The following is a 14818-nucleotide window of genomic DNA, read 5'->3' as shown; positions in this document are numbered from 1 at the left end:
CGGAGTTGACCAGACAGTCGCCGCTTCGCTGCCGTCCCTTTCGGGGGAGACAGGTGAAGGGGAGGAAAGTCCGGGCTCCATAGGGCAGGGTGCCAGGTAACGCCTGGGAGGCGCAAGCCTACGACAAGTGCAACAGAGAGCAAACCGCCGATGGCCCGCGTAAGTGGGATCAGGTAAGGGTGAAAGGGTGCGGTAAGAGCGCACCGCGCGGCTGGCAACAGTCCGTGGCATGGTAAACTCCACCCGGAGCAAGGCCAAATAGGGGTTCACATGGTACGGCCCGTACTGAACCCGGGTAGGCTGCTTGAGCCAGTGAGCGATTGCTGGCCTAGAGGAATGACTGTCCACGACAGAACCCGGCTTACCGGTCAACTCCACTCATTCCACAAAACTCCGCTTCGGCGGGTTTTTTGCTCTGTTAACGCGGATAGCGCAGGGCATCAACAAACAGTGAAAAGGCGGTGGTATGCTGCCTGCGGCTGGGGTAGTACAAATAGTAGCCAGGGAAAGGTTCGCACCAGGTCTCCAGTACGCGAATCAAGCTGCCGCTGGAAATCTCATCTTTTACTGCGTCCTCCGGTACGTATGCCAGACCAAAACTAAGAACCGCGGCATCAATACGTTGGCGCAAACTATTGAAGGTGAGTTGACCATCAACGCGCACTTTTAGCTCACGCCCCTCCTTTTCGAACTCCCAAGCATAAAGGCCACCCATGGTTGGTAGGCGCATATTGATGCAACGATAATTTTGTAACTCTGCCGGGGTGGCAGGTACGCCATATTTAGCCAGATAAGTGGGGGAGCCGACCACGGCCATGCTCATATCTGGCCCAATCCGCACCGCAATCATATCCTTCGCTACTTGCTCCCCCAAACGAATACCGGCATCGAAGCGCTCGGCGACAATGTCGGTCAGGGTATTATCAACCGTGATTTCTACATTGATATCTGGATAGTCAGAGAGAAATGTTTTCAGCACCGGCCAGAGCACCGAGTCGACTGCATGTTCACCGGCGGTGACGCGAATATTTCCGGCTGGTCGCGCGCGCATTTCACTCAACGCATCCAGCTCTCTCTCAATTTCGGCAAAACGTGGCCCAAGGCTATTAGCCAATCTTTCTCCCGCTTCTGTCGGGGTGACACTGCGGGTGGTGCGGGTTAATAAGCGAAGTTCAAGGCGCTCCTCCAGCCCACGAATGGAGTGACTTAAGGCGGATTGTGAAACCCCCAGTTTTGCTGCCGCTTTGGTAAAACTACGTTCTCTGGCAACCATAAGGAATGAAATTAAATCGTTGAAATTCTCTTTTAACATTATGGTTCCTGCTTGCTTAGCTACGGATATTGATAAGTATAACGTAACTTATGAGTTTAATTCATATAACCATGCGAGTTTATCCCTCTAATCTTCCGCTCAGATATTTGCTACCTTCGCTCAACGCAGTACCCAGCCTTAATGAAGGAATAACGATGAAATTACTCGCAGCGACTACAGTTATGTTGTCCATGTTAAGTCCGGCGGCTGTCGCCGAAGTGGAGGAAAAAGTGAAAATTACCCCAAGTGGTTCCCAGCCTTCTCAGTCAGGCCCAGAAAGTTACTTTAGCGGAAAGGTGCGCATTGACGCACCTTTCCAGGCGACGCCACCTGCCCGTGTTGGTGGGGCTGCTTATCGCGTTTAAAGTTACTGTACTCATAATACCGGAGATACCAGATGACAATGAAAGTACTCGGTTATGCTGCCAGGTCAGCACAAGTTCCTTTGACTCCGTTAGAGTTTACCCGCCGTGATCCTCGCCCCGATGATGTGGTGATGGAGGTGCTTTATTGCGGCGTTTGCCATTCTGACCTGCATCAGGCGCGCAACGACTGGGGATTCAGCACCTATCCGCTGGTGCCCGGTCATGAAGTGGTTGGGCGAGTGACGGCGGTCGGCAAAGAGGTCACCAAATTCAAAGTGGGGGATTTTGCCGGCATTGGCTGCATGGTGGATTCCTGTCGCGTATGCCAACCCTGTCAGCAGGGCCTGGAGCAGTATTGCGAAGTTGGCAATGTGCAAACTTACAATGGGGTTGATCGCCATGATCATACGCCAACCTTCGGCGGCTACTCACAAGCTATTGTTGCATCACAAGATTTTGTACTGAAAATGCCCGAAGGCCTGGATCTGAAAGCCGCCGCGCCGCTGCTGTGCGCGGGTATCACCACCTGGTCGCCGCTACGTCATTGGAAAGTGGGTAAGGGCAGTAAAGTCGCGGTTGTCGGATTGGGGGGCCTGGGCCATATGGCATTGAAGTTGGCCAATGCGCTGGGTGCTGAAGTGACACTCTTTACCCGTTCAGCAAGCAAAGAGGCTGATGCCCGCCGTTTAGGAGCCCATCACATCGTGTTATCCACCGACGATACAGAGATGGCCGCCACTAAAGGGCAATTCGATCTTATTATCGATACCGTCCCTTACGTGCATGATATCAACCCTTACATGCCGACGCTGAATGTGGATGGCACACTGGTGTTTGTGGGGTTCTTGGGTGATCTCAGCCCGATGTTGAACACCATGCCATTGATTTTGGCGCGACGTTCGGTGGCCGGTTCATGTATTGGCGGCATAGCGGAAACCCAGGAGATGTTGGATTTCTGCGCCAAACATGGCATCGCCTGCGATATCGAGATGATCAACATCCAAGATATCAATGATGCCTATGAACGTATGCTGAAAAGTGATGTGAAATACCGCTTCGTGATCGATATGGCGTCGCTAAAAGCTTAAGTTGTCACTCTCACTGAGATGCCACTATTAGGTGGCATTTTTGGTGATTTAGGCGATAGCCACTCTACTCACTCTGGCAAATCAATTAGCAGCGCCCGCAGTGGCGTCTCTGCTTTAATCACTAAATGCTGCTCTTCTTGCACAAAAGCCCCGTCGCCGCAGGTTAGGCGCTGAGCTTCGCTGACTTGTGGCCCTTCCACGGCAACTGTTCCATGGATGGATTGCAGATATGCCCTAGGGCCATGCAGATTAATCGTATATTGCTCACCAGCGGCTAAGTCCAGATGATGGATCCACACTTGTTGGCGCAGCTTCAGGCTGTCCTGCTCGCCGTCAGGCGAAGCCAGTAGCCGCAAGGGCTGAGTGCATAGTGACAAGTGCTGAGTGGGATGACTCTCCTGCTCTGGGCAGGCATTGAGCCATAACTGAATGCGGGTTAAGGGCTGATCCGCACTTAGATTATGCTCGCTATAACTGACGCCGGGCTGCGTAGAGAAGAGCAGCACATCGCCGCTCTTGCCGCGTATATGGTTACCCAGACTATCCCGATACTCCGCTTCACCTTGTAAAATCAGATTCAGGATATCCACCCGCGGGTAGGTACGCGGCTGGAATGAGGCTCCGGGTGCCAGCACCTCCTGATTCAAGACGCGTAGCGAGGCGTAGCCTAATAATTTGGGATCAAAATAGTGGCCGAATGAGAAAGTATAGCGGGCCTGAAGCCAACCAAAGTCAGCTTGCCCGCACTGTTTTGCTGTTCTGCATGTGATCATGATGGCCTCCATACCCTGCGTACCTGGTATTACACTGTTGTTAGCGGCTTATCTGCAACACCAATGGTTTTGGGTATATATTGAAGAGATTAATCGATAAAGACATGGTATGCGTCTGGACGCTGGATTGTTAGCCAGTTAATCTGGTCGCTATGTTCAAATTTCCTGATTGAGAAAATGATGGCCAAAGATCGGGCTCTAACGTTAGAAGCATTGAGAGTGATGGATGCCATTGATCGTCGTGGCAGTTTTGCAGCGGCGGCTGATGAGTTGGGGCGGGTGCCTTCCGCGCTGAGCTACACCATGCAAAAACTTGAAGAGGAGCTGGATGTGGTGCTGTTTGACCGCTCTGGGCATCGCACCAAGTTTACCAATGTGGGTCGTATGTTGCTGGATCGCGGGCGGGTGCTGTTGGAGGCGGCAGATAAGCTGACCACCGACGCCGAGGCATTGGCGCGCGGTTGGGAAACCCACATTACTATCGTCAGTGAAGCGCTCTCACCTGCATGGAAACTCTTCCCGCTGGTGGACAAACTGGCGCTCAAAGCCAATACGCAAGTCTCTATTTTTACTGAAGTATTAGCCGGGGCATGGGAGCGATTAGAGCAGGGGCGGGCAGATATCGTGATAGCGCCCGACATGCATTTTCGCGCCTCCTCAGAGATTAACAGCCGCAAATTGTACAAAGTGACCAGCGTCTATGTTGCCAGCCCAGACCACCCAATCCATCTGGAGCCGGAACCGCTTTCAGAGCTGACGCGGGTGAAATACCGTGGTGTTGCTGTCGCCGATACCGCTCGTGAACGGCCGGTGTTGACCGTGCAATTGCTGGATAAGCAGCAGCGGTTGACTGTCAGTACCATTGAGGACAAACGGCGGGCGCTGTTAGCCGGTTTAGGGGTGGCGACCATGCCGTATGAGATGGTCGAAAAAGATATCGAAGCTGGACGTTTGCGGGTTGTCGGGCCGGAGTATAGCCGTGAGGCGGATATTATTATGGCGTGGCGGCGCGATAGTATGGGGGAGGCTAAGTCGTGGTGTTTGCGCGAGATCCCTAAGCTCTTGGGGCGAGGATAGGACGGCTACTGTGCGTGCATATTTTGGGCTTGGGCTGTGCTCGCCATCCTCACGTACTGCGTGTACGCTCCGGTGGCTGCGCGCAGGCCGCACCCAAACTATTTTCGCTCGCGACGCTTTGAGTTGTTATGTTGAAAGGCAAGGTGGTTTTAGGTAAAGCGGCTCTCTCGATCATGAGGCTCCAGCAGATTTTGCTGCGGGCCGATGGAGATTATCCCATATGGATTGATGGTGCCGTGGCTGCGGTAGTAGTGATTGCGGATATGGGCGAAATCCACTGTTTCAGCAATACCGGGCATCTGATAAATATCTTGCAGGAAACCATAGAGATTCGGGTAGTCGCTGATGCGGCGTTTATCACATTTGAAGTGGGTAACATAGACCGGATCGAAGCGCACCAGTGTGGTCCATAAGCGCAAATCTGCTTCGGTGAGTAGGTTACCGGTCAGATAGCGCTGTTTTGCTAAAATCTGTTCCAGTCGATCCAGGGCATCGAATAAGGTATTGACGGCTTCGTCATAGGCTGGCTGAGTGGTCGCAAATCCCGCCTTATACACCCCATTATTGACCTGATCGTAGACCCAGCCATTGATATCATCAATATCACTACGTAATGCCGCAGGGTAATAATCGCCAACCTTGGCACCGACACCATCAAAAGCACTATTGAACATACGCATGATATCGGCTGATTCATTGCTAACGACAGTTTGCTGCTGCTTATCCCACAACACCGGAACTGTCACGCGCCCGCTATAAGCTGGGTCCGCGCGCAGGTAGAGCTGATACAGATAATCGAGCTGATAAAGGTTATCGCCAGTGGCGGCGGGGAAATCGTCAGCGAAAGTCCAGCCATTTTCCAGCATCAGCGGGTGTACCACTGAAACGGAAATCAGGGACTCCAGACCTTTTAGTGTGCGCATTAGCAGAGTTCGATGGGCCCAAGGGCAGGCAAGAGAGACATATAAATGGTAGCGGTTCGCCTCGGCGATAAAACCGGCTTTACCCTGTGGGCCGGCCTCTCCATCCACCGTGACCCAATTGCGGAACTGTGAGCTACTGCGCTTGAAATGGCCACCGGTAGATTGGGTGTCATACCAGATATCTTTCCATTCACCGTTAATTAACTGTCCCATCTATATCCCCTAAATAAGCACGCCCTACCAAATGATAGGGCGCATTAATTATAGTCTAGTCGTCATGACTGCTTTTAGGCCTTGATTACCACTTTTTACCCAACAGGCGGTCGATACTGAAGCCACCAGGGCCGGCGACGGCCAGAATGATGAAACCGCCAGCGATGGTTAAGTTTTTCATAAACATCAGTTGGTTAACGCCTTCCGCAAAGTTAGTGTGGAAGATCAATGCGGTCAAAATGGTAAAACCAGCAGTGAACAGCGCGGTGGTACGGGTCAGGAAACCAAACAAAATAGCCAGACCGCCGCCAAATTCCAACAAAATCGTCAGTGGCAGGAAGAAACCAGGGACACCCATGGCTTGCATATATTGTTGGGTGCCAGCATAGGCATCACCCATTTTGCCGTAACCGGCCACAATAAACAGAATTGGCATCAGAATGCGTGCTACCAACAGGCCAGTATCTTGTAATTTGTTCATCGACGACTTCTCCAAAAAGTGATTTGTATTAATGCCGGGCATCTGCGGGCGTTAATGGTTAACAAAAGATGTTTTGTATGTGGTTGCCCGCTGGTGTTATCCCGCAAGTTTCCTGAGTTGATGAGAGAATGTTAGTGGAGAAGTTGAGAAGTTGTTAGCAAGTAAATCTGTTGGTTTTTATCAAAAAAATTGAACTGGAAAACGTCAAACACCGAAAACGCCCCACGCGGGTGCGTGGTGACGATTCAGCGCAATAAAAAGGTGCGTCGAAACAACTGGATAGTACCCCATGCGCTGACGGCTCTGCGCGACCAGCGGATTAACTTACTGGGGTGACGAACACCGTATAACGCCAATAAACTGGAACCAATCATCAAATATTTTCGCATACCGACGATTTGCGCCCAACCACGATCGTAAGGGGCGGTGACCTCAATCCAATGTGCAGCGCTGTTGGCGAGATCCAGGCGTTGTTGCTGGATCTCACGTAACAATGCGGCCTTTTCCTGTGCTAATTGACGGCGGCTCAACGCTCTTTCTCCAATAGTTCGCGATCCGTTTTTAGTTGCTGACGAGTAGAACCCAGCAGTGTGGAGCGGCGCGCCTTGGTGAGTGTCCAGATAACACCGATTATCGCCAGTGCTAACAGCACCGCCGTGGTGGTTCCCAGCGCCATTAAGCGATAGGCAGGGTCAATAGCCCAGATGACTAACACTAACAGACTCATTAAACCGAAAGCAGTAAACAGCAGGGTGATCCCCGCCATCATCAGCAACTGAATCAGTGTCGCCTTCTCTTCTTCCAGCTCAATGGCTACCAGCCGCACACGGGTTTCAACCATGCCGACCACAATGGTGGCAATGCGGTGAACAGTGTCGAGGACCCCTTTGCCGGGGCCCTGAGTTTGAGGTTGCTCTGCCATAATTAGCGGCGAGACAACAGAACGCCTAACACCACGCCAACTGCGGCACCGATACCGACGCCAGCCCAGGGGTTGTCGTGGACATAAGTGTCAGCTTTATCAGCAATTTCTTTGGTTTGGGCGGCAATTTTATCGCCAGTTTCACTCAGACGCTCACGTGTATCTTTCAACGCGCTTTCTGCTTTGGCCCGCAGTTTGTCTAACTCAGCTTTCGGCTTATCGGTCGAAGATTGCAGTACTTCTTCTAACGTATCTGCCAGTGACTTAAGTTCAGCGCGTAAATGTTCAGAGGTTTTATCTTGTGGCATGTAATAGCTCCTTAACATAACTGAGGGGAATACTAAACGTAACGAATATCTCCAGAGGTTAACAGGTTAATAATCCTAAAATAACCTCGGATGATTCGCTGTTTTTTTTGAAAAAACAAATGGCTACTTCTGTTCCTTAGCTTGCGTTAACTCAGCTTGTGCTTCTGTTAACTTCTTTTGCTGTTTGGAAATTTTGCTAGCATCACCTTTCTGCTGGGCTTCTTTCAGCTCTTGCTGACGCTCAGTGACTTTGTGCTGCTTTTGTCGAATTTTTTTCTGCCGTTCAGCCTTCAGATTTTCCGCAGTACAACTATTTTTAACTTCTTTTAACGCGGTTTCAAGCCCCGCAGCGCGGCGGGTATTGCCATGTTGTTTGGCATAATCTATCTGTTGTTGGATCTCTTTGGCTTTTATATCGCACTCATTATCAGCCGCTGCCTGAGCGGTACTCGAAAAGATGATGATAGGTAAAACCAACAGGAGAGAGTGACGTAATAACGTCGTACGTAACAACATAGTATTGCTTCCTTTTACAGCAAGATTCAGAGTCGAAACAGGTTGCCGTGAATGACTAAGCATAGCGCCGAATGATGTGATACCCAAGTTTACTACAGGATTTTTTATAGATTAATCAGATATCAGCAGAATAAAGGGGGAATAAAGGAGAAGCAACGACGGAGAGATCCCCCCCGCCGCGCGAATTACCCTACATTTTGTATGTTATTTCTGAATGCAGGTAATAGTCGATGACGTTTCTTTGACTCACTCGAGACGATGACATAACCACTCGGTAAGATATCCTGCAAAACCTCAATGGCTGCTTTCTGCTGCTCAGGGGATTCCAGATTCACCACCAGACTATCCTTCTCTGGGATGATACTTTTGATGCGAATACCCCGCTGATCGAGATGTTGGTACAGATAAAACCCATCAGGCAACGACAATCCCTGCTGATTCGGCCGAATTTTTAATGCACTCTCGGTGCGCAAAATTATCGGCGTAAACAGCAATGCCGCCAACAACAAAGCCGTCACTGGCAAAATAAGATAGTGCCAAACTGGGCGACCAAAACGCCCCCTAAACTTGATCACTCTGACTTACCTTGGTCATTGCTGTCGTCAACTGGTGCGGCGTTCTTCTTGCGCCAAAGTACATACAAAGAACCAAATAAGCCAATCACCAATAGCGCCAGTGGTAACAACATCAGGAAGAACATCACCTCGTCTTCGTATTTAAGGAATACGGGAGTTTTACCGAAAGCAAAGCCCATGGTGGTGAGAATCAACACCCACAGCAACCCACTCATCCAGTTAAAGAATTGAAAACGGGCATTACTCAGGCCAGAAAGACCGGCAATTGTTGGCAGCAAGGTGCGAACGAATGCCAGGAAACGGCCAACCAGCAGGGCGGATAACCCGTGGCGGTGGAACAGATTGTGGGCGCGCTGATGATAATGAGCCGGCAGATGGGACAGCCAGCCCTGAACCACTTTGGTATTCCCCAGCCATCGCCCTTGAATATAGCTGACCCAGCACCCAAGGCTGGCCGCAGTGGTCAAAACGACGAGAGTGACTGGGAAACTCATGGCACCTTTTGAAATCAGTACGCCAACCAGAATCAGCAGGCTATCGCCCGGTAAAAATGCTGCCGGAAGCAAACCATTTTCCAGAAAAAGTATTACAAACAGCAGGATATAGATGGCCCACACCAGAGACGGGTTAGCCAGTGTCTCATAGTCTTGTGCCCATAAAGCATGTAAGAGTTCTTTAATGATATCCATCTGGTATTCCTAAAACGTCATTGTTATATATCCTTCGTACTTAAAGCTGCGGGGGGTCGTTTGGCTTACCTGCAACTACAATTACTTTGGGTATATCCGTTAGTTTATAAACACGATCCGCGAAGATATCTGATAGTTTTCGTATTTAAACGATGGTTTTGATAAAGGTATTCAAAACAAACCCATTCGCTGATATCAACAGGTAAATGTACTTCTCGCTGTGACAACTTTGAGGCTATGACAACGGAAAAGTCATCACATCATCATGGTGGTAGGTAAGCATCCCGCTATATTGAATATTACTCTCTTTCCAGCCACCCACACGATTTCGCTGTGTCGATACATGGAATATCCAGTTGGAATAATTCACCAGTGGCAGTGATTGCCGTGGCTGCTTATAGATTTCATCCGCGCGACTGCTGCGTAATGTAACCAGGTTTGCACCAACCCAGCTGCTATTGGCCAATGAAGGATTGGCAGAACCGGTAAATTTGGCCGCTCCCAGCCGATTTTTTATGGCGGTTTTTTTGGCTGGTACACCCACCAGACGTAATTGCGAGTGTATGACGCTGTTTTGTAGACTCGGGAAAGAGGAAAATGCACTGACGGATGGTGGCGTAGCGCTAACAAGCGGTGTGTCAGAATAAACAGCACTCAGCGCGGATAACGCCATGCCTGATGGGCTGGAATTGGTGTGCAAGGGTATGCCACCGGAGACCGAACCGGCCCAGCCAGACATTGCAATAAATAGAGCAAACAACCAGCGCATATATTTGCGTTTCGCTCCCAAAGCACCCGAATAAAAAAGTGCTGCCACTTTAGCAAAATAGCGGGATATGAAACAGGGAAATATAGATGCCAACTGGGTGTTTATTAACCAATGGTTTAAAAACAGGCGTCACACTGACATTTGCTGACAGAACTCGACATTTGCTGACCCCAAAGCGCCATATTCATGGGAGAAGAGAAACAATAGTGTGAGTTTCTCTTCCCTCGATTTTTCCACTTCGCTTGGGTGTTAGCGGGGTAGGTTGCCTACCACCCCAATCTCTTTGGGGATGTCGAGGTGAACCACCGGATTTTCTGTGAACAAATAGCGGTCCACATTAAATTCGAAATCATCAGTCGTGGCGCGGAATAACATCTGTTTGGTGTTCTCCAGATGTTGCCACATGGCGAGTTTGCTGGCGTAGGGATCTTTGCGCATCAAAGCTTCAAGGATCCGGTCGTGATCTTCGCACCAACTCTCGATCGATTTATCGTCAATATGCTCATGCAGTTTGAGCCAATAAGGGTTATGCACCCGCTGGCTCCACATTTTTTCGACAATCGTGGCCATGGCAGTATTTTGGGTCGCTAACGCCACCTGCACGTGGAATTTGAGATCCCACTGTGAATCACGGAAACGATCTTCCTGCCGGGCATGTTTCTGGATCTCGATCAACTGCACGATATCTTGCCGTGTCACCTGGGTGGCAGCGAATTCTGCAATATTACTTTCAATCAGTTGGCGCGCCTGTAGCAGCTCAAAAGGGCCAGCGGTAGCGAACTCAATACCCTGATTGGGCATCACCAGGTGCTTTTGCTGATTCGACATCACATGGATGCCGGAGCCTTTACGCACTTCGACGTAACCCTCCACTTCCAGCATGATAATCGCTTCACGGACCACGGTTCGGCTGACATTCATCTCTTCGGAAATGTAGCGTTCTGCGGGCAATTTATCACCTACCGGATAAACACCCGCTTCGATTCGCTGCTTTAACTCTGCGGCTAACTGCTGGTACAACCGTCTGGTTTCTGTGAATTCCATGATTAGGGCTCTTGGATCAACTGAGGCCGCATATTTTGCGGCTCATTTTGTCTGGAAGGATTGATATCCCAAAGGAGATATAATTGGACTTGTTATACCACTTATCCCTACTGGGTTCTAGTCATTGCTATCACAGTTGTGATGGATAATGCGCGGTATATCGGGGCTGAGAGGTAATAAAAAAACCCGGCAAATAATGGCCGGGTTTTCATTGAGGCGCAGAGTTAATGATCGCTAATTAGATTAGTTCTGTCCGGCCGGTGTTTGCTGAATGGGGTCAAGAGCCGGATCAGCTGCTGGACGGTTTTGCAGTACAGTCCAGATAACCACTACCGCTAACACGTCAAACACGGCGAGGGCGGCAAACAGTGGGCTGAAGCCCATGGTATCTGCCAAGGCACCTACCACCAGAGCAAACATGGTACTGGCAGTCCAGGCCGCCATACCGGTCAAGCCGTTAGCCGTTGCCACTTCGTTTCGACCAAAGACGTCAGACGACAGTGTAATCAGTGCGCCAGAGAGTGATTGGTGAGCAAAGCCCCCAACACACAGCAGTGCGATCGCGGCATAAGGGCTAGTGAACAGGCCGATAGTCCCTGGTGCAATCATTAACAGGCCACCCATGGTTACCACTAACTTACGGGAAACAATCAGGTTAACTTTGAAATGCTTCTGGAAGAGTGGCGGCAGGTAGCCACCCAAAATGCAGCCCAAATCGGCAAACAGCATTGGCATCCAGGCAAACATGGCGATCTCTTTCAGGTTAAAGCCATAAGCTTTGAACATGAACAGCGGGATCCACGCGTTGAACGTACCCCAGGCAGGCTCTGCCAGGAAACGTGGGATCGCAATGCCCCAGAACTGACGGTTACGGATAATCTGCAATGCAGACATCTTTTTAGCGTTAGCGGTGGAGTGCTGTGCTTCCTGACCACTGAGGATGTATTCACGCTCTTCATCAGTCAGTTTTTTCTGATCTTTCGGGTGTTTGTAGAGAATCAACCAGGCAATAGCCCAAATCAGGCTGAGCACACCGGTGATGATAAATGCCATCTGCCAGCTGTGCATCACGATAGCCCACACCACTAATGGTGGTGCGATCATGCCGCCGATTGAGGAGCCGACGTTGAAGTAACCCACGGCAATAGAGCGCTCTTTTGCCGGGAACCATTCACTACTGGCCTTCAGGCCCGCAGGGATCATAGCAGCCTCTGCCATACCTACCGCACCACGGGCGATAGCTAAACCACCCCAGCTGCTGGCCAACGCGGTGCTCATACAGAAGATGGCCCACATAATGGCAAACATGGCATAGCCCACTTTGGTGCCCATGACATCCAAAACATAACCGGCCACCGGTTGCATTAAGGTGTAAGCAGCAGAATAAGCGGCGATAATGTAAGAATATTGCTGTGTTGTGATATGTAACTGCTCTTGCAACGTCGGTGCGGCAACAGCAATCGCGTTACGTGTTAGGTAACCCAATATCGTGCCGACGGTGACCAAAGCGATCATGTACCAGCGTAAGCCTTTAATTTTACGCACCATTTATAACTTTCTCCCAGTCTAAGATTACTGCTATGAATTGCAGTCTGTAGCCGCATTTCATGGCGCAATTTGGTCCAACCCGACATTGCTGTGTATGCGGAGGTACCTGACCTTTCCTAATTAGCGTTGCAGTGGTGTTAGCTGCCAACCTGCAACCCCCATTACTTCGGGTCATGCCTTCTTTTTTGAGTTGAGGCTCGAATGTCATTGGCAGCTTCAACTACTTTGGGTATCCCTTCCTATTGAGAGCCGCTGTGCTGTAACTGCTCTCATTCTTGCTTGTCTATTCCCATTTAGGTCAAATCAGCGCGTTTGGATGAACAAGGCGGATGAGATGACTGAGGACGACGCAACAATAACTTGTCATACAGATTTAAAAGTTGAGTGATATCACAAAAACCACTTTTCAATTAGGGAATAATAGAACCCGACAGACTTAGTGCCGCAAGGGACTAAATAGACTATAAATGTTGAGTATTTGTTCTTTTTGTTAGCTTTTTGCGATCTCTATCGATAAAAAAATGCTGGACGATAGATAAAATTGGTGTGATAACTTCGCGATAACAGGAAGCAGTACTCGAAGATGTACTCAAGTGAGGAACCTAATATGTCGCAGTTTTTGACCGAAGACTTTTTGCTCGACACCGAATTCGCCCGTCGTCTGTATCATGACTATGCAAAAGATCAGCCGATTTATGATTATCACTGCCATTTACCCCCAGAACAGATTGCAGAAAACTACCGCTTTAAGAATCTGTATGACATCTGGTTGAAAGGTGACCACTATAAATGGCGTGCAATGCGGACTAACGGTGTTGCAGAACGTCTGTGTACCGGTGACGCCAGTGACCGCGAGAAGTTCGAAGCTTGGGCGGCAACGGTTCCTCATACCATCGGTAACCCGCTGTATCATTGGACGCATCTGGAATTGCGTCGTCCATTTGGTATTACAGGCAAATTATTGTCACCGGCAACCTCAGAAGAGATCTGGCAGCGCGGTAATGAATTACTGGCTCAAGACAACTTCTCCGCACGTGGCATCATGCAGCAGATGAATGTCAAAATGGTCGGCACCACAGATGACCCGATTGATGACCTGCGCCACCACAAAGCCATCGCCGCTGATGGCAGCTTTAACATTAAAGTGTTGCCAAGCTGGCGTCCGGACAAAGCTTTCAATATTGAAGCCGCAGGTTTTAACGACTACATGCAGCGCCTGGAAGCTGCCGCCGATACCTCTATCAGCCGTTTTGCCGATCTCTGTAGCGCACTGAACAAACGTATGGATCACTTTGCCGCCCACGGCTGTAAAGTTTCTGACCATGCGCTGGACGTGGTGGTTTACGGTGAAGCTGACGAAGCCACACTGGATGCAATTTTAGCCCGTCGTCTGGCAGGCAATCAGCCGAGCACTGAAGAGATCGCCCAGTTTAAGACCGCCGTATTGCTATTCCTCTCTGGCGAATATCATCGCCGCGAATGGGTGCAGCAGTACCATATCGGCGCGCTACGTAACAATAACAGCCGCATGTTTAATCTGGTGGGGCCGGATATCGGTTTTGACTCCATCAATGACCAACCGCTGGCGCAACCTCTGTCCCGCTTGTTGGATGCCCAGGGCCTGCGTAATGCTCTGCCAAAAACCATCCTTTACTGCCTGAACCCACGGGATAACGAAGTGATCGGCACCATGGTCGGCAACTTCCAGGGCGAAGGCGCGGCAGGAAAAATGCAGTTTGGTTCCGGCTGGTGGTTCAACGACCAGAAAGATGGTATGCAGCGCCAAATGACCCAACTGGCGCAGCTTGGTTTGCTAAGCCGCTTTGTTGGCATGCTGACAGATAGCCGCAGCTTCTTGTCTTATACCCGCCATGAATACTTCCGCCGCATCCTCTGCCAGATGATTGGCCGTTGGGTTGAGGATGGTGAAGCGCCTGCAGATATTGAGCTGCTGGGTTCAATGGTGAAAAACATCTGTTTCGATAACGCGAAACAGTATTTCGCCATCGAGCTGTAAGCGCCCGATCTGTTTGAGTGATAAATAGCTGGTCATAAATCACGGGGCTGTATGCCAGCCCCGCATAACTTTAACTTATTGTTTTTTAACGCCCGGCTGCGCTGCGACCAAGACCTTATCGGCAACGAAAGGCTTGCCTGCAAAGCACGGACTGTCAGCGATGATGGGTCCACGCCTGTATGCGTTATGAGGTGAATC

Annotated in this window: 16 protein-coding genes, 1 other RNA gene and 1 pseudogene; 5 read left to right on the top strand and 13 right to left on the bottom strand. The window is 50.2% G+C overall.

The features are described 5' to 3' along the window. The first annotated feature begins 1 nt into the window (after window position 1). Window positions 2–380: RNase P RNA component class A (rnpB, locus tag AACW11_RS06450), an RNA gene on the top strand. A 38-nt stretch (window positions 381–418) separates the two neighbouring features. Here rnpB and AACW11_RS06445 read toward each other — a convergent pair. Continuing rightward, entirely contained in the window at window positions 419–1312 is an 894-nt protein-coding gene (locus tag AACW11_RS06445) for a LysR family transcriptional regulator (protein ID WP_212584118.1), read from the bottom strand. A gap of 155 nt (window positions 1313–1467) precedes the next feature. Here AACW11_RS06445 and AACW11_RS06440 point away from each other — a divergent pair. Then, window positions 1468–1662, top strand: a pseudogene (locus AACW11_RS06440) ((R)-mandelonitrile lyase); the annotation flags it as partial. A 47-nt stretch (window positions 1663–1709) separates the two neighbouring features. After that, entirely contained in the window at window positions 1710–2765 is a 1056-nt protein-coding gene (locus AACW11_RS06435; protein ID WP_283047776.1) for an NAD(P)-dependent alcohol dehydrogenase, read from the top strand. A gap of 68 nt (window positions 2766–2833) precedes the next feature. On the opposite strand, the gene AACW11_RS06430 is transcribed toward AACW11_RS06435, so the two are convergent. Then, window positions 2834–3538 carry a pirin family protein gene (locus AACW11_RS06430; RefSeq protein WP_212584117.1) on the bottom strand — a complete coding sequence of 235 codons (705 nt, stop codon included), beginning with the start codon at window positions 3536–3538 and terminating at the stop codon, window positions 2834–2836. Between the two features lie 180 nt (window positions 3539–3718). Between AACW11_RS06430 and AACW11_RS06425 the strand changes: the two genes are divergently transcribed. Next, window positions 3719–4615 carry a LysR family transcriptional regulator gene (locus tag AACW11_RS06425; RefSeq protein ID WP_004877882.1) on the top strand — a complete coding sequence of 299 codons (897 nt, stop codon included), beginning with the start codon at window positions 3719–3721 and terminating at the stop codon, window positions 4613–4615. 149 nt (window positions 4616–4764) lie between these two features. Here the strand turns inward: AACW11_RS06425 and AACW11_RS06420 are convergent, their stop codons facing one another. The 11 genes from AACW11_RS06420 to AACW11_RS06370 form a co-directional block, all read right to left on the bottom strand. Beyond that, window positions 4765–5751, bottom strand: a complete 987-nt coding sequence (locus AACW11_RS06420) for a glutathione S-transferase family protein (protein WP_212584116.1) — start codon at window positions 5749–5751, stop codon at window positions 4765–4767. An 85-nt stretch (window positions 5752–5836) separates the two neighbouring features. After that, complete coding sequence (locus AACW11_RS06415) at window positions 5837–6232, bottom strand: DoxX family protein (protein ID WP_049634799.1); 396 nt, start codon at window positions 6230–6232, stop codon at window positions 5837–5839. Window positions 6233–6477: 245 nt separating this feature from the next. Then, entirely contained in the window at window positions 6478–6762 is a 285-nt protein-coding gene (locus AACW11_RS06410) for a YqjK-like family protein (protein WP_032898507.1), read from the bottom strand. After that, window positions 6759–7154: a phage holin family protein gene (locus tag AACW11_RS06405; RefSeq protein WP_212584115.1), complete on the bottom strand. Its 396-nt coding sequence runs from the start codon at window positions 7152–7154 to the stop codon at window positions 6759–6761. The genes AACW11_RS06410 and AACW11_RS06405 overlap by 4 nt, the downstream gene beginning before the upstream one ends. Before the next feature lie 2 nt (window positions 7155–7156). Then, a complete protein-coding gene (locus AACW11_RS06400) occupies window positions 7157–7462 on the bottom strand; it encodes a DUF883 family protein (protein ID WP_005277233.1) in 306 nt (101 codons plus the stop codon). A 123-nt stretch (window positions 7463–7585) separates the two neighbouring features. Continuing rightward, complete coding sequence (locus tag AACW11_RS06395; RefSeq protein ID WP_212584114.1) at window positions 7586–7978, bottom strand: DUF1090 domain-containing protein; 393 nt, start codon at window positions 7976–7978, stop codon at window positions 7586–7588. Window positions 7979–8163: 185 nt separating this feature from the next. Beyond that, complete coding sequence (gene mzrA / locus AACW11_RS06390) at window positions 8164–8553, bottom strand: EnvZ/OmpR regulon moderator MzrA (RefSeq protein ID WP_212584113.1); 390 nt, start codon at window positions 8551–8553, stop codon at window positions 8164–8166. Continuing rightward, the gene (locus tag AACW11_RS06385) at window positions 8550–9242 is read right to left on the bottom strand and encodes a DedA family protein (protein ID WP_212584112.1); all 693 of its coding nucleotides are present in this window, start codon (window positions 9240–9242) and stop codon (window positions 8550–8552) included. Before AACW11_RS06385 ends, mzrA begins: the two co-directional genes overlap by 4 nt. A 235-nt stretch (window positions 9243–9477) precedes the next feature. Next, window positions 9478–10011: a hypothetical protein gene (locus AACW11_RS06380; protein ID WP_212584111.1), complete on the bottom strand. Its 534-nt coding sequence runs from the start codon at window positions 10009–10011 to the stop codon at window positions 9478–9480. Window positions 10012–10260: 249 nt separating this feature from the next. Further along, window positions 10261–11055 (bottom strand): transcriptional regulator ExuR, encoded by a 795-nt coding sequence (gene exuR / locus AACW11_RS06375; RefSeq protein WP_212584110.1) that lies wholly within the window; start codon window positions 11053–11055, stop codon window positions 10261–10263. Between the two features lie 243 nt (window positions 11056–11298). After that, a complete protein-coding gene (locus tag AACW11_RS06370) occupies window positions 11299–12603 on the bottom strand; it encodes an MFS transporter (protein ID WP_249192688.1) in 1305 nt (434 codons plus the stop codon). 607 nt (window positions 12604–13210) lie between these two features. Between AACW11_RS06370 and uxaC the strand changes: the two genes are divergently transcribed. After that, the gene (uxaC, locus tag AACW11_RS06365; RefSeq protein WP_005277254.1) at window positions 13211–14620 is read left to right on the top strand and encodes a glucuronate isomerase; all 1410 of its coding nucleotides are present in this window, start codon (window positions 13211–13213) and stop codon (window positions 14618–14620) included. Window positions 14621–14818 lie beyond the last annotated feature (198 nt).

This window comes from Yersinia sp. Marseille-Q3913 (assembly GCF_963892745.1).
Lineage (GTDB): Bacteria > Pseudomonadota > Gammaproteobacteria > Enterobacterales > Enterobacteriaceae > Yersinia > Yersinia bercovieri.
Note: the sequence above shows the minus strand (reverse complement) of the source record. Positions and strands in the feature narration are given on the sequence as shown.